The 14,917-nt window shown below is 72.2% G+C and carries 10 protein-coding genes and 1 pseudogene; 8 read left to right on the forward strand and 3 right to left on the reverse strand.

Annotation, left to right across the window (positions count from 1 at the left end):
- Positions 1 to 28: 28 nt before the first annotated feature.
- The gene (locus GUY61_RS22955; protein WP_313896816.1) at positions 29 to 3,850 is read left to right on the forward strand and encodes a thioester reductase domain-containing protein; all 3,822 of its coding nucleotides are present in this window, start codon (positions 29 to 31) and stop codon (positions 3,848 to 3,850) included.
- Positions 3,851 to 4,001: 151 nt separating this feature from the next.
- Here the strand turns inward: GUY61_RS22955 and GUY61_RS22960 are convergent, their stop codons facing one another.
- The gene (locus GUY61_RS22960) at positions 4,002 to 4,439 is read right to left on the reverse strand and encodes a helix-turn-helix domain-containing protein (protein WP_208106340.1); all 438 of its coding nucleotides are present in this window, start codon (positions 4,437 to 4,439) and stop codon (positions 4,002 to 4,004) included.
- A gap of 184 nt (positions 4,440 to 4,623) precedes the next feature.
- Here GUY61_RS22960 and GUY61_RS22965 point away from each other — a divergent pair, with 184 nt between their 5' ends.
- The 4 genes from GUY61_RS22965 (at position 4,624) to GUY61_RS22980 (ending at position 9,184) form a co-directional block, all read left to right on the forward strand.
- On the forward strand, positions 4,624 to 6,051 hold the full coding sequence (locus GUY61_RS22965) for an MFS transporter (protein WP_166632132.1): 1,428 nt from the start codon (positions 4,624 to 4,626) through the stop codon (positions 6,049 to 6,051).
- A gap of 296 nt (positions 6,052 to 6,347) precedes the next feature.
- Positions 6,348 to 7,526, forward strand: coding sequence for an acyl-CoA dehydrogenase family protein (locus GUY61_RS22970; protein ID WP_166632127.1), 1,179 nt, complete (start codon positions 6,348 to 6,350; stop codon positions 7,524 to 7,526).
- Positions 7,527 to 7,676: 150 nt separating this feature from the next.
- Positions 7,677 to 8,519 (forward strand): NmrA family NAD(P)-binding protein, encoded by an 843-nt coding sequence (locus GUY61_RS22975; RefSeq protein ID WP_166632128.1) that lies wholly within the window; start codon positions 7,677 to 7,679, stop codon positions 8,517 to 8,519.
- Positions 8,520 to 8,692: 173 nt separating this feature from the next.
- Positions 8,693 to 9,184, forward strand: a complete 492-nt coding sequence (locus GUY61_RS22980) for a pyridoxamine 5'-phosphate oxidase family protein (protein ID WP_166632129.1) — start codon at positions 8,693 to 8,695, stop codon at positions 9,182 to 9,184.
- Between the two features lie 124 nt (positions 9,185 to 9,308).
- On the opposite strand, the gene GUY61_RS22985 is transcribed toward GUY61_RS22980, so the two are convergent.
- Positions 9,309 to 12,755, reverse strand: coding sequence for a BTAD domain-containing putative transcriptional regulator (locus GUY61_RS22985; protein WP_166632130.1), 3,447 nt, complete (start codon positions 12,753 to 12,755; stop codon positions 9,309 to 9,311).
- 308 nt (positions 12,756 to 13,063) lie between these two features.
- Between GUY61_RS22985 and GUY61_RS22990 the strand changes: the two genes are divergently transcribed.
- The 3 genes from GUY61_RS22990 (at position 13,064) to GUY61_RS23000 (ending at position 14,672) form a co-directional block, all read left to right on the forward strand.
- A complete protein-coding gene (locus GUY61_RS22990) occupies positions 13,064 to 13,564 on the forward strand; it encodes a hypothetical protein (RefSeq protein ID WP_166632131.1) in 501 nt (166 codons plus the stop codon).
- 567 nt (positions 13,565 to 14,131) lie between these two features.
- A complete protein-coding gene (locus GUY61_RS22995; protein ID WP_398956555.1) occupies positions 14,132 to 14,299 on the forward strand; it encodes a hypothetical protein in 168 nt (55 codons plus the stop codon).
- 226 nt (positions 14,300 to 14,525) lie between these two features.
- Positions 14,526 to 14,672 carry an IS3 family transposase gene (locus GUY61_RS23000; RefSeq protein ID WP_208106342.1) on the forward strand — a complete coding sequence of 49 codons (147 nt, stop codon included), beginning with the start codon at positions 14,526 to 14,528 and terminating at the stop codon, positions 14,670 to 14,672.
- Between the two features lie 38 nt (positions 14,673 to 14,710).
- On the opposite strand, the pseudogene GUY61_RS23005 reads toward GUY61_RS23000, so the two are convergent.
- Positions 14,711 to 14,809: pseudogene (locus GUY61_RS23005) on the reverse strand (helix-turn-helix domain-containing protein); the annotation flags it as partial.
- Between the last annotated feature and the right edge of the window lie 108 nt (positions 14,810 to 14,917).

A 14,917-nucleotide genomic window follows, 5' to 3' on the forward strand; every position in this document is an offset into this window, starting at 1 on the left:
GTTGCACGGTGCGGGTGCGGGTGCGGGTGTGGACTGGGAGGCGTTCTTCGCCGGGTCCGGTGCCCGCCGGGTGCCCCTGCCGACCTACGCCTTCCAGCACCAGCGCTACTGGGTGGACGCCGCCGCCACCTCCGCGGACGCCGGCAGCCTCGGCCTCGACCGGGCCGGGCATCCCCTGCTGGGCGCCGCCGTGTCCCTCGGCGACAGCGACGAGACGCTGTTCACCGGAAGCCTCTCGGTCCGCGCCCACCCCTGGCTCGCGCGCTACACCATGGCCGGCGAGACCGTCGTACCGGGCGCGGTCCTGGCCGAACTGGCGATCCGGGCGGGCGACGAGACCGGGTGCACCGTCCTGGAGGACCTGGTCCTCGACGACCCCCTGGTGCTGCCTTCCGAGGGCGTCCTCCACCTGCAGATCCGCGTGGGCGCCGCCGACCCGGACGGACGGCGCGCCCTGACCGTCCACTCCCGGTCCGGCAGCCCGGGCACCAGCTGGACACGCCACGCGCACGGCACCCTCGGCGTCGCCCCTCTCACCCCGCCCGCCGACGCCCGTATGCGGCAGTGGCCCCCCGCGGACGCCACCGAGGTTGACCCGGACGACCCGCACGCGTGGCCCGCCGAGGCCGGGGCAACCGGCCGGCCTGAGCTTCCGGCCACGACCGGGCTGTGGCAGCACGACGGCGACCTCTTCGCCGAGGTACGTCTTGCCGACGACGACACGGACCTGGCGGACGCGTTCGGCCTCCATCCCGCGCTCCTCGACGCCGCCCTGCGGCCGCTGCTCGGTCCGCTGCACGACGCGGTGCGATGGCGCGGTGTACGGCTCCACGCGACCGGCGCGCGGGAACTCCGGGTCCGGATCAGCCCGCGCCCCGGCACCCGGACCCACACGCTGACCCTGGCCGACCCCACGGGTGAACCCGTGGCCGGCATCGACGAGGTCACCCTCGGAGCCCTCGACCCCGCCGCGCTCGTCGCCGCTCGGACCCGCGACCACGACGCGCTGTTCCGCACCACCTGGCCGTCCCGCAGGCTGGAGCCCGCGACGCTGCGCTGGGCGGAACTCGGCACGGACGACGGCCGTCAGGACCCGGCCGCCGTCGCCGCGGCCGTCACCGCCGGGGCGGAGATCGACGCCGTCCGCGTCCGTCTCGCCTCGCCGCCCGGCGCCACACCCCCCGACGCGGCCCACGCCACCGCGGGCCGGGCCCTGGAACTCGTCCGCCGCTGGCTGGCCGAGGACGCCCTGGCCGGTGTCCCGCTGGTCGTACTGACCAGCGGGGCCGTGTCCACCGCCGACGGCGAGGACGTGCACGACCTGGGCGCCGCCGCGGCCTGGGGCCTGCTGCGCTCGGCACAGTCCGAGGCACCCGGCCGGATCGTCCTGGCCGACGCCCCCGATCCGGACCACCCCGGACTGGAGGCCGTCCTGTCGGCGCTGGTGGCGTCCGGCGAGCCGCAGGCGGCCGTACGGAACCTGCCCCCCGAGGCGGACGAGCCCGGCCCCCGCGTGCTGGTGCCCCGGCTGGCCAGAACCGGGCCTCCGGCCGGCACCGGAACTCCCGTCTGGGACCCGGAGGGAACGGTGCTCATCACCGGCGGCACGGGCGCCCTGGGCGGGATCTTCGCCCGGCACCTGGTGACCGGGCACGGCGTACGGCACCTGCTGCTGGTCAGCCGGCGCGGAGCCGATGCCCCGGGTGCGGACGAACTGCGGGCCGAACTGACCGCGCTCGGAGCCTCGGTGACGGTCGCAGCCTGCGACGTGTCCGACCGGGACGCCCTGGCCGGACTACTGGCGGCCCTGCCCGGCGAGCACCCGCTGCGTGGCGTCGTGCACACCGCCGGCGTCCTCGACGACGGCGTGATCGCCGCGCAGGACGCCGACCGCCTCGCCGGAGTGCTGCGGCCCAAGGCCGACGCGGCCTGGCACCTGCACGACCTGACCCAGGACCTCGGGCTCACGGCGTTCGTGCTGTTCTCGTCCGTCGCCGCGGTCGTCGGCGGGCCCGGCCAGTCCACCTACGCCGCCGCGAACGGGTTCCTCGACGCGCTGGCCCGGCACCGCGCCGCCCGCGGGCAGGCCGCCACCTCCCTGGCCTGGGGCCTGTGGGCGCAGGCATCCGAACTGACCGGCAACCTCACCGAGACCGACCTCAGGCGCATCGCCCGCAGCGGCTTCCTGCCGGTCTCCACCGAGCAGGGGCCCGCCCTGTTCGACCTCGCCCTGCGCGGCGGCCGGCCCGACACCGTGGCCACGCCGCTGGACCTGGCCGTGCTCCGCGAGCAGCCGAGAGTCCCCGCCGTCCTGGGCGCGCTCGTCCGCATCCCGGCCCGCGGCACCGCCCGCGACTCGGCCGGCGCGGGCCACGGCCTCGCCGAACGGCTGGCAGCCGTGAGCGGCGAGGAGGCACGCCACGCCGCGGTCCTCGAGGCCCTCCTCGACGAGGCCGCCCGAGTGCTCGGCCGCTCCGACGCCCAGGACATCGGGCCCGACCGCTCCTTCCCGCAACTCGGCTTCGACTCGCTGACCTCGGTCGAACTGCGCAACCGCATCGTGGCGACCACGGGCCTGACGCTCCCCGCCACCGTGGTGTTCGACCACCCGACCCCGCACGCCCTGGCCACGCACCTGCTGGGCGAGCTGTCGTCGGGAGCGGACACCGAGGGGACGGCCGACACCGACTACGCGGCCGACATCCGGCTCGCCGAGGACGTCCGGCCGGCCCAGGAGGTCGTGCGCACCGTCACCGATCCCCGGGAGATCCTGCTCACCGGGGCCAGCGGATTCCTCGGCGCGTTCCTGCTGCGCGATCTCATGCGCACCACCACGGCCCGCATCCACTGCCTGGTGCGCGGTGCCGGAGAACGGGCGGCGTACGAGCGGCTGCGCGGCAGCCTGGAGTGGTACCGCGTTTGGGACTCCGTCGACGAGGACCGGCTCAGCGTCGTGGTCGGCGATCTGGCCGAGGAACGGCTCGGGCTGACGGAGGAACGGTTCGACTCGCTGGCCCGCACGGTCGACGTGGTCTACCACGCGGGCGCCTCCGTCCACTGGCTCCAGCCCTACGAGGCGCTGCGCGCGGCAAATGTGCACGGCACGCAGGAGGTGCTGCGGCTGGCGGCCCGGCACCGTACCGTCCCGGTCCACCACGTCTCCACGGTCGGCGTGTTCGACGGTCCGGTCACCCCGGGTGTGCCGCTGAAGGTCACCGATCCCACCGGTCCCGCAGAGGCGCTGCCCAGCGGGTACCTGCGCAGCAAGTGGGTCACCGAGCAGGTCGTCGGACTCGCCAGGGAACGCGGCCTGCCCGTTTCCGTCTACCGGGTCGACGTGATCTCGGGAGACCGGGACAACGGGGCCTGCCAGACCCGCGACTTCGTCTGGCTCAGCCTCAAGGGACTGCTCCAGACCGGACTCGTACCGTCGGGCGTCGGCGGACGCTTCCACCTGCTGCCCGTCGACTACGTCAGCGCCGCGATCCTCGGGATCTCCACCCGGCCCGAGGGCGCCGGGGGCACGTACCACCTGTTCAACCGGAGTTCGCTCGGCCTCGCCGACTGCGTGGACTACCTGCGGCGCCTCGGCTACCGGCTCGACGAGGCGGAGCGGCCGCAGTGGGAAGCCGCGGTCCAGTCCGACCGGGACAACGCGTTGCTGCCGCTGCTGCACGCGTTCGACATGATGACCTCCGACACCGACGCCTTCTATCCGGTCCTCGACACCAGCGAGACGGAGGCCGCGCTGGACGGGACGGGTATCAGCTGCCCGCCCCTGACCGAGGAACTCTTCGTGAAGTACGTCGAGTTCTTCGTCCAGGAGGGCCACTTCCCGCCCGCGCGGTGAGCCCCTGACAGGAACCGGACACGTCGTCGGCCGCCTCCCGGGAGGCGGCCGACGACGGCCCCCGGCCTCGGGACGCGGGGCCGGAAGAGCACCGCGTCCCCGGGACGCGACCCGGCGGGGCGGCGTGCCGGGGACCGGCGGGCGCGGAACGTCAGGACGCCTCGGCCTGGTCCGCCGTACGCCGGTCGTAGTCCGCCCGGGCCGCCGCGATCTCGGTCTGGTGCTCCTCGGTCCAGATGACCAGGCTGCGGATGGTGTCGTGCAGGGTCGTCCCCAGCGGCGTCAGCTCGTAGTCCACCCGCGGCGGGACCACGGGGTGCACGGTCCGCTTGATCAGGCCGTCGCGCTCCAGCTGACGCAGGGTCACGGTCAGCATGCGCTGGCTGATCCCGTCGATCTGCCGGCGCAACTCGGTGAAGCGCAGAGTGCGGCGGTCCAGGAGCGCTATCACCAGCAGGGACCACTTGTCCGCCACGCGGTCCAGGATCTGGCGCACCTCACAGCCCTGCCGTGTGTCCCACTGCATCACCTCGTAATCCTCGTCGGTACCCGTGCAGTGAGTAGGTGACTTCAAAGTGCCTTCTTCCATGGGCATTGAGCCTGCCCGATGATGCTCGTGGTTACAAGTGGGAACCGTCCTCCGGCTCGCATGTCCACGCATGCTCCGAGCCGGTGCGATCAGCGGTCGCCCCGATCCCGTCCTCCCCTTTTTCCTCCAGCAAGGAGTCAATTCCGTGTCCGCACTGCAATCCCCTCCGGGTGGCACCGATCGCATGAGTGGGCGCGCCTGGGGCGTGCTCTTCGTGCTGTGTGGTGCGATCTTCCTCGAGGGCGTCGACGTGGCCATGCTCAACGTGGCCCTGCCGTCCATCAGGGCCGACCTGGGCCTGTCCACCGGCATGCTCCAGTGGGTCATGAGCGCCTACGTCCTCGGGTACGGCGGCTTCATGCTGCTCGGGGGACGGGCCGCCGACCTCTTCGGGCGCCGCCAGATGTTCATCTTCTGGCTCACCGTCTTCCTGCTCTTCTCCGGCATGGGCGGCCTGGCCACCGAGGGCTGGATGCTGATCACCGCCCGGTTCGTCACCGGCGTCGCGGCCGCCTTCATGACCCCCGCCGGCCTGTCGATCATCACCACCAGCTTCGACGAGGGCCCCCAGCGCAACAAGGCCCTGCTCGTCTACTCGGGCACCGCCGCGGGCGGCTTCTCCGTGGGCCTGGTCGTCGGTGGTCTGCTGGCCTCGATCGACTGGCGCTGGGTGTTCTTCGCCCCGGTCATCCTCTCCTTCCTCATCCTGGTCACCGGCCTGGCCCTCATCCCGAAGTCGCCCCGCCCCGACCGCACCGGCCAGGGCGTCGACCTGGGCGGCGCGGTGAGCGTGACCGCGGCGATCCTGCTGCTGGTCTTCTCCGTCGAGCGCGCCACGCACGTGCCGGCCGCGCAGACCACCCTGACCGTCGCGGCCAGCCTGATGCTCTTCCTGGCCTTCGTGCTCATCGAGCGCAAGGTGTCCGCGCCGCTGGTGCGCCTCGGGATCTTCCGCACCGGCACCCTGGTCCGCTCCAACCTCTCCGGCCTGCTGTTCGCCGCCGGGTTCTTCGGCTTCCAGTTCATCCTCGTGCTCTACCTGCAGGAACTGCGTGGCTGGTCGACCCTGGAGACCAGCTTCGCCCTCATGGTGATCGGAATCGACGCGATCCTGTCGCCGACGCTCACCCCGAAGCTCGTGAACAAGTTCGGCAACGCCCGGGTCATCTTCGGCGGTCTGCTGCTGTCCGTGCTGTCGTACGCCCTGATGCTGCCCCTCGGGCTGGACTGGACGTACCTGATGATGCTCCCGAGCCTGTTCGTCCTGGGCCTCTCCTTCTCGCTGGCGTACGGCCCGCTGACCATCGTGGCCACCGAGGGCATCGAGGAGGAGGAGCAGGGCGTCGCCGGCGGTCTGCTGTACACCTGCTTCCAGTTCGGTGCGGCCCTGGGCCTGTCCTCCGCCGGTGCGGTGATCACCGCCGTTACCGAAGGGACCAGCCCGCAGGCCATGCTCGACGGCCACCGCGCGGCTCTGCTCGTCCCGCTGGTGGCCGCGGCCATCGCCGTCGTGATCAGCATGTTCGGGCTGCGCGGGAAGTCCGGCGCGGCCTCCGCCGAGCCGGCCGCCGAGAGCGGTCCCGTCCTGGAGTCGGCCGAGTCCTCGCGCTGACCCCGCAACGCCCGGCGCACCGGGCTTCCGAGTTTCGCCTCAGGCCAAATCCCCCGGGCCTGGGGCGAATTCGTTTTTCCGGCCGGTGCCGGTGCCGGTGCCAGTGCGGGTGCCGGTGCTCGCCCGGTTGACGATTCATTACCGCCCGCTGACCGCCCGGACACCGTCCGGCGTACCGCGAGACTTCTTGATTACCGGCACAAGAACACCACTCGCGAGAATCAATTCCGTACATCTCACATGCGCAAGTCCGTTCCGGAAGCCACGGCCGGATGAAAACCCGCTGAGGAGGCAGAATGACCACGACCGACAGCGCGACAGTTGCGGTGTTCGACGAGGTGAAATCCCTGGCCGATCGGCTCCGGGAATCCGGTGCCAAGGCCGAGGAGCGCCGCTGGATTCCGGACGAGAACATCGAACTGCTCGAAAAGGCCGGCGTCTTCCGCCTCAACGTCCCCAGCCGCTTCGGCGGCCTGGAGGCCCCGGTCGCCGACCAGGTGAAGGTACTGAGCGAGATAGCCCGCGCCGACACGGCCACCGGCTGGGTCGCGATGATCTGGGTGTCCAGCTCCTGGGTGCCGAGCCTCTTCCCCGACGAGGCCCAGAAGGAGGTGTACGCGAACGGCTCCCTGCGGGTGTCCACCGGCTTCACCCCGAGCGGCTCGCTCACGGCCGAGGACGGCGGGTACTCCCTCAGCGGCAGCTGGAAGTGGATCTCCGGCGCCCGCGGCGCCGGCTGGGGCCTGCTCTCCGCGCTGCTTGCCGGCCCGGACGGTACGCCCGTGCCGCACGCCGCCCTCGTCCCGTTCTCCGAGCTGGAGATCGCCGACGACTGGCACGCCTCCGCAGCGGCGGGCACCGGCAGCTCCACGGTCACCGCCACGAACGTCAAGGTCCCCGCGCACCGGGTCGTGAGCCTGATCGACGTCCTCGCCGGCACCACCGGCGGACGCTCCAACACGGGTGCGACCGGCCGCAACTACGCCTTCATCCCGTTCTTCATGGCACAGGGAGCCTCCGCGTACCTCGGGATCGCCCGGGGCGCCTACGAGCTCTTCCTGGAGCGGCTGCCCGGACGGGGCATCACGTACACGTCGTGGACCGACCAGAGCCAGTCCCCGCTGACCCAGATCCAGGTCGCCACCGCCGCCAACAAGATCGCCGCCGCCGAGGCGCTCCAGGAGACCTGGCTCCGGCTGCTCCAGGAGCACGCCGACGCCGGCACGCTGCCCTCCATCGAGGACCGCGCCGCGGTGCGCGGCAAGGCGGCTTACGCCATCCAGCTCGCCAAGGAAGCGGTGGACGAGCTGTTCGAGGCCAGCGGCGCCTCGGTGATCATGCGTGACGTGCCGTTCCAGCGCTACCACCGCGACATCCGGGGGCTGGCGCTGCACGCCCTGTTCGCCTTCACCACCAACCAGGAAGTGCACGGCAGGGCCATCCTCGGCCTCGCGCCGGACACCCCGTTCCTCTGATCCGCGACGGCCGCAACGGCCGCAGGGGTCACCGGACCGAGCACGTCCGGTGGCCCCTGCGTCCTTCGGCGGGCGCGCCCGCCGGCCCTGTCACCCACCTGATCCAAAGCCCCACCTCAGCACGACCCATCGAGTAAGGGAGGCGAAGCCATGACGCAGACAGACATCCTGGTCCTGGGCAGCACCGGGAAGACCGGACGCCGCGTCGTCCAGGCCCTGCGGGCGCGGGGCGCGTCGGTACGGGCCGCCGGCCGGTCCGCCGAGGTCCGCTTCGACTGGAACGACGACCGCACCTGGGAGCCCGCCCTCACGGGCGCCCGCGCGGTGTACGTGGTCGACCGCCAGGACCAGCCCGGGGAATGGGACGCCGAAGCAGAGATAGGCGCCCTGGCCAAGCTCGCCGTCGACCGGGGAGTCGGCAGGATCGTCCTCCTCCAGGCGCGCACCACGGGCCTCGTGGGCGGCAAGGACCTGAGCGCCGGCGTGCGCGGTGTGCGGGAGTCCGGAGCGGAGTGGACCGCTCTGCGGCCCAACTGGTTCTTCCAGAACTTCGACGAGGGCGTCCTGCTGGACTCCGTGCGCTCCGGCGAGCTCCGGCTCCCCGCAGGGGACGGCCACGAGCCGTTCGTGGACGCCGGCGACGTCGCCGAGGTGGCCGCGGCGGCCCTCCTCGACGACGGCCACAGCGGCCAGGTGTACGAACTCAGCGGCGGGCGCGCCTTCAGCATGGAAGAGGCCGCCGCGGAGATCTCGAAGGCCACCGGACGCACCGTCGCCTATGTGCCCGTCTCCCACGAGGCGTACGTGCGGGAACTGGTCTCCTACGACGTACCCGCCGATTACGCGCTCTTCGTGGCCGACCTGGTCGGGCAGATCCGCGACAACCTGAACTCCGCTCCGACCGACACCGTCGAGCGTGTACTGGGCCGTCCGCCCCGGGACTTCGCCGATTTCGTGCGGGACGCCGCCGCACGGGGAGCCTGGACCGTCTGACGCCTTCCGTTTCCGGGATGCCGGGCGAGGGCCGCGGGTCCGTCGTGACGGGTTCCCCGGCAGTGAGTCGGTGACTTTGAAGTGCCTTCTTTTCCCGGGCCTGCCCATACGGCACGCTGAGGTCGACTGGGCGCGAATACGCCCATTTCTTCCATGACGTTTTGAGGTGCCGGATGGCTGCTGTGAAGGTGAGTTCGTTCTCGGAAATCGAGGACGCCTTCGTGACCTATATCCAGGACATCGTGTATTGCACGATGATCACCGTCGACAAGAAAAGCCGACCGCGGGCCCGCGTTCTGCTGCCCATCTGGGAGACGGTCGACGGCAGGCCGGTCGGCTGGCTCGCCGCCTACAAGACCCCGGTCAAGGTGGCGCACCTGGCGAACAACCCGCACACCACGTACTCCTACTGGAATCCCCGGCAGAACGCCGTCTTCATCGACAGCGTCTCCCACTGGGTCGACGACCCGGAGACCAAGAAGTACGCCTGGGACCTGTACGCCAAGGGGAGTCCCGTCGGCGTCGGCTACAACCCGCGCAATTTCTGGCACCTCGGTCCCAGCGATCCGAAGTACCACGTACTGCGCATCGACCCGTGGCGTGTCCAGGTGCTGCGGGGCTCGGACCTGAGCAGCCGTATCTGGACGGACGAGTCCGCCCGCTGACGGGCTCCGGGGGCGGCACGGGGCTCCCTCCGGTCCCGCCGCCCCGGCCCCGGACCCCGCAGTCCGCCGCGAGGCGGTGGTCAGGACCGGTCCCCGTCCGTCCCCGTGCGGGTGCCGGCGGTCCTCACGGACCGGCCGGGCCACCGGGGCGGACGGGGACCCGGAGCCGCGGCGACCGGGCCGCGGCGTCCGCGGGGAGAGCCGCCGCGGCCTCGGCCGCCCGGTGCTCCCCGGGCCCTTCCGGGGCGTCGGTGCGGTGTTCCCCCAGGGCATCGGACTCCCCCTTCCAGTGCGCGAGGACCTCGGACATGCCGCCCCGAAGTTCCGCCTCGGCCACGGCTCGGTGCTCCAGCGCCCGCCCGGCCGCGAACCCGGCGGCGAAGGCCTCGGCGCCGAGGTCTTCGCGCAGGCGGGCCGAGATCCGCTCCACGTCGGCCCGCTCCGCCCGCGGCAGCGGGGCCCCGGATCGGTTCCGGGCCGCCTCCGCGGTGCCGAGCAGGCGCGCCGCACGATCCGGGCGGGACGCGAGTGCGTGGCCGCCGGCCAGGCCCTCCAGGGCGAGCGCGACCGCCCGCGGGTCCGCGGACGCCACTGCGGCGGCCAGGCCGTCCCGGTGCAGGGCCAGACAGCCCTCGGCATCGCCGCGCAGCTCTGCGCAGAAGCCCAGCTCGGCCAGGACCAGAGCGAGGCCGTTGCTCGCCTCCCGGCTGCGGTTCCAGGCGAGCCACGGGCGCAGATGAGCCTCCGCGGCGTCCAGATCACCCTGCCGCCTGGCACCGAGGGCGAGCCCCAGCTCGGCCATCTGCTCGGCGGGCTGATTGCCCTGCTCGACCGCCTGCCGCAACGCCCGCAGGTGCAGCTCCTCCGCCTCGGCGAACCGCCCGGCCAGCAGCGCCAGCCGGCCCAGCCCCGACAACTGGCTGGACACTTCCGACCACAGCTCCAGCGACTCTGCCATCTGCAGCCCTTCCCGGTGCAACTGCGCCGAGAGGTCGTACGAGGCGGTGATCTCGGCGTGCACGGCCAGGGCCTGAGCCGCCTTCAGCTGACCCCAGACATCACCCAGCCGGGTGAACTGGGCGCGTGCCTCGAGCGCGTCGTCGTGAAGCGCGTCCAGATCGCCGCGCGTCATCGCCAGGGCCGCCCGGCTGTTCAGCGCCGCGGCCACGCCCCAGGCGTCGTGCAGTGCCCGGAAATCGGCCAGTGCCTCGTTGACCTGCCGCTCGGCCGCGGTCAGCGCGCCCACGTCCCACAGGGCGTGCCCGAGGTACCACTTGGCGCGGGCGAGCCCCGTGGAGCGCTTCAGGGGCCCGCCGAGCCGGGGCGCCCGGCACTCGTCCTCCGGATCGCTCTCGCCCAGCAGCAGGCCGATCCCCTCGCACCAGGTGGCCGCCTCGGCCACCGCCTCCGGGCTCCCCGTACCCTCAGCCGTCCCCAGCACCGAGGACAGCGACCGCCGGGCCTCGGTGAGCCGCCCCATCAGGATCCAGAACCAGACCAGGGCGTTGACCAGCCGCAGGCCCAGCTCCGGCGACCCGCTGCCGTGCGCGACCCGCAGCGCCCGCCGGAAGTTGGCGGTCTCCGCCGAGAGCCGCTGGAGCCACCGGCGCTGCTCCGGGCCGTGCAGGTGCGGCCTGGCACGCTCTGCCAGCTCCGTGTAGTGGACGGCATGCCGCAGGGCGAGCTCCTCGGCCTCGCCAGACTCCTCCAGCTTGGCGTGGGCGTACGCACCCACGGACTCCAGCAGGCGGAACCGGGCGCCGGCCCGGTCGTCGCTCCGGGCGATCAGCGACCTGTCCACCAGCCGGGCCAGGATGTCGACCACGTCGTCGGCGGACACCTCGCCGCCCGCGCACACGTACTCCGCGGTGGCCAGCGTGCAGCCCTCGACGTGCACGGACAGCCGGCGCATCACGGTCTGCTCCTGGGGAGTGAGCAGACTCCAGCTCCAGTCGATGGTCGCCTGGAGGGTCTGCTGGCGGTGAGGGGCGCCCCGGTAGCCGGATTTCAGCACCCGGAAGCGGTCGTCGAGCCGCTCGTGCAGCTCGTGCACGCCCAGGGCCCTGACCCTGGTGGCGGCCAGTTCCAGCGCCAGCGGGATTCCGTCCAGCCGGCGGCACACCGCCGCGACGGCGGGCGCCGTGACCGGGTCGAGGACGAAGGACGGATCGGCGGAGCGGGCCCGCTCGACGAACAGCTGGACGGCGCTGGACCGCTCCAGCGCCTCCTGGTCGGCGGAGGCCGGGAGCTCCAGGGGCGGTACGGGCCAGACCGTCTCGCCCTGGAGCCGCAGCGGCTCCCGGCTGGTGGTCAGCACTTTGACGCCGGGTGCCTGCTCCATCAGCAGGCGCACCAGGTCCGCGACGTCGTCCACCATGTGCTCGCAGTTGTCGAGCACGAGGAGCAGGCGGCGGGAGAGCGTGAAGTCCACGAGGTGGCGCTCGGTGCGGCACAGCGGGGTGGGCTGAGGTCCATTGCTCTGGGGCCCGTTGCCCTCGCCGCTCTCGCGCAGGCCGAGCGCCGCCAGCACGTGCTGCCCCAGGCAGAGCGGGGCGGCGGACCGCTCCGCGGGCTGCAGGCCGGCGAGCTCCACCAGCCAGACGCCGTCCGGGAAGTCGTCGATCAGCCCGCCCGCGGCGGCGACGGCCAGGCGGGTCTTGCCGACACCTCCGGGCCCGGTGAAGGTGACGAGCCTGTTCCCCGTGATCAGCCGCTGCCCCTCGGCCACCGCGCCGTCCCGTCCCACCAGGTGGTGCCCGGTGTCCGGCAGGTTGGTGCGGGCGCGTGCCATGGACGCCGGGGTCCGCGGGGCGACGGCGTGCCGCAGGGCGGGATCCTGGCGGAGGATGGCCTGTTGCAGCGCGTCGATGGCCCTGCCGGGCGCGAGCCCGAGTTCCTCGTCGAGGTGCCGGCGCAGATCGGCGTAGCTCTCCAGTGCCTCGGACGACCGGCCGACCTGGTACAGCGCCCGCATGTGCGCCATCCGCAGCCGCTCACGCAGCGGATGGGCGGTGACCAGGGCCGTCAGCTCGCCGACCAGCAGACTGTGCTCCCCGAGTTCCAGGCGGGCCTCCAAGTGCTCCTCGACCGCCGTCAGCCGCTCCTCCTCCAGCCCGGCGATGGTCGTCCGCACGAAGGGTTCGTCCGCGAAGTCGGCGAACGCCGAACCCCGCCACAGGGCCAGCGCGTCGGCGAGGGCCGCCGCCTTCTCCCGCGGGTCGTCCAGCGTGCGGGAGCGCTCCACGAGGGCCCGGAACCGTCCCACGTCCACCGCGTCCTTGGCCGCCTGCAGCGTGTAACCGGGCGCCCGGTGCGCCACCAGGTCGCGCGATCCCTCCTCGGCGTCCTCCAGGGCCCGGCGCAGTTGCGAGACCTTCGCCTGGAGGGACGCCGTGGGGTTGGCGGGCGGTACGCCTCCCCACAGGGCCTCGATGAGGCGGGCCGTCGGCACCACCTGGCCGTGGTTGGCGATCAGAGTCGCCAGCAGGGTACGGACCTTGACCTCGGGAACCCGAACCGGCCTCCCCGTCACGGTCCGTACCTCAAGCGGGCCTAACACCCCGAATCGCATGGCGTCACGTTAACCCAGGGTGTTGGTCCGGTCTACATAACGTGTATGTAGCCGGTGATGAAAGCGGGCAGCAGCCGTGGCAGAGGCATGTTTCCGGCCACGTTCCGAAGGGTTCCACCGGGAAGTAACACACCGCCCACGAAACGCTCTCCCGCTCCCCGCGCCCGGGGAGGCGCGGATTACCGGGGCATGGGCCGCGGGGGGATCGGCAGGTCTAGGGTCATTCCGGAAAGGCCGAAAACGGGGCGTACGGAAGGCGAATTCGCGGCGCATTCCCACCGCCTCCGATTCCGATCGAGGGAGACAATGTGAGAAGGGTCATCTCGCCGGAACTCGGGCCCGAGGGCACATTCGAATTCGCCGCGCGCACCTTCGCGGTCGCCCTCCACGAAGGCCTCAGCAGAGTGACACCCCCCTGGGCGGCCCCCGGGCAGGGAGCGGCATGGAGCAGCCGCCCCCGTCCGCCGGCCGCGCACATCGCCCTTCTCCGCGCCCACCGCGAGGAGATCCTCACCGACCTGGCCGATGCCCTCGCGGCCGCACCGGCCACGGCCGGACACGCGGACGCACGGCAGCCGTCCGGACCGCTGGTCGACTGGGCGCGCGCCGTTCTGGCGGCGGCGGACGGCCACGGGACCCCGTCGCACCTCGGCGGAAAAGCCCCGCTGCCGCCGGCCCCCCAACTGGAACTGACGGTGGCAACCCTCCTCCTGGAGTGCACCGTCCGCCGTCTCCCCGACGTACCGGCCCGCGAACTCGCCCTCCGGGCCCTGGGCCGCGCACTGCGCGGCGATCACGTCCCGGGGTGACGCCGCGGGCCGCGCCGGGGCCTCGCCCCCGGCGGGGAGGCGGAGATCCGCTCCGGCCCCTGAGGCCGGCGTTGCCGTACGCGCCCACCTGGGGAAGGCCGTACCCGCACCCGTACGAGCGGTAGTCCCCGGCGTCTCCGTTCCCGCGCAGTCCTACCCGCGCCTCGACCGGTCGTCCCTGACCACGAGGATGGTGCCGAGGCCGAAGACGCGCAGCCCTTTGCACGTGTCCGAGCCGGCCGCGGTTCGCAGCCGCGATACCTGTGGCGGCAGCGGTGATCCTCCTGCCCTCCCGGACCGCAGGCCAGGCAGGACGCGTCGTCGAACTCTCTTGTGGGACTTGACTTCATGTTCGGGAACCGCGTGAGATCGATGGGTCGTCAGATGTCACGTGGCACGGCGGTAGGGCTTGGATCGAAACGGGGGCTGGGCCCGGGAGGACGGCTCGCTGCTGGTCTATCCGCGGCTGCCCGGTCCTGACGACCCGGACGGGGTGCTGCCCGTGGAGGGGGCGCCACTGCCGCTCGTGCACGGCGGTGTCGATCACGAGCCCCTCGTGGAGGTGCCGTGGCTGATCGTTCGGGCGGCGCGAATACGACGCCCCCGGCCCGGGACGTGCCGGCGGTGCCCGGCGCCGGGCCGGACACCCCGCTGGTCGCGGTGTCCCGCAGCGGTGTGAGCGGCGATCTGCCTCTTACGGCCGACTGGGGGCCCGAAGACCTGGTCCGCGCTTGACGGCGGTAGCCGTGAGACGGCGAGGCCCGGAGTGGGCTTGATCCGCTTTGACGGACATTCGAGATCAGGGGTTCGTCCCCGGGAGGATGTCCATCATGGAGAGCATGGGGAAGAAGAAGCCTCGCCCTCGCCGTTCGTTCACGTCGGAGTTCAAGGCCGAGATCGTCGAGCTGTGCCGGCGCGGTGACCGCTCGGTCGGTCAGACTTCGCGACGATCAAACGGGAACTGCTCGGCACGAAACCTTGGCCCAGCAGGGCTCTCGCCCACACCGCGATCTTCGAGTGGATCGAGAGCTGGTACAACTTGCAGCGGCTGCACAGCAGCCTCGGCTACCGCAGTCCCGCCGAATACGAGACCGTACTCGCGGCCTGACCACCACACCAATGGTGTCCGTCAACGGAGCAAGTTCAGTTCCGGGCAATCCCCAGATGCCGCGCGATCCGCTTGATCGACATGCCCTCCGCACGGTGGAGCCGCCGGATCTCGGCCCAGTCCTCCACACCGATCACCTCTTCCACCTGACTCCCATGGAGCCAGACTCATCACTTGATCACGGAAGGGGTCACATTTCATCGACCGATAGGGGGTCACGGTTCAAGGAACGGCGCCTGTCTCTT

The organism is Streptomyces sp. GC420 (assembly GCF_009916105.1).
In the GTDB taxonomy this organism is placed as follows: domain Bacteria; phylum Actinomycetota; class Actinomycetes; order Streptomycetales; family Streptomycetaceae; genus Streptomyces.

Excerpts from the sequence above, each read along its gene's own strand:
- GUY61_RS22985 (WP_166632130.1), bottom strand. The coding sequence starts at position 12,755 with ATGCGATTCGGGGTGTTAGGCCCGCTTGAGGTACGGACCGTGACGGGG.
- GUY61_RS22970 (WP_166632127.1), top strand. The coding sequence starts at position 6,348 with ATGACCACGACCGACAGCGCGACAGTTGCGGTGTTCGACGAGGTGAAA.
- GUY61_RS22975 (WP_166632128.1), top strand. The coding sequence starts at position 7,677 with ATGACGCAGACAGACATCCTGGTCCTGGGCAGCACCGGGAAGACCGGA.
- GUY61_RS22965 (WP_166632132.1), top strand. The coding sequence starts at position 4,624 with ATGAGTGGGCGCGCCTGGGGCGTGCTCTTCGTGCTGTGTGGTGCGATC.
- GUY61_RS22980 (WP_166632129.1), top strand. The coding sequence starts at position 8,693 with ATGGCTGCTGTGAAGGTGAGTTCGTTCTCGGAAATCGAGGACGCCTTC.
- GUY61_RS22960 (WP_208106340.1), bottom strand. The coding sequence starts at position 4,439 with ATGGAAGAAGGCACTTTGAAGTCACCTACTCACTGCACGGGTACCGAC.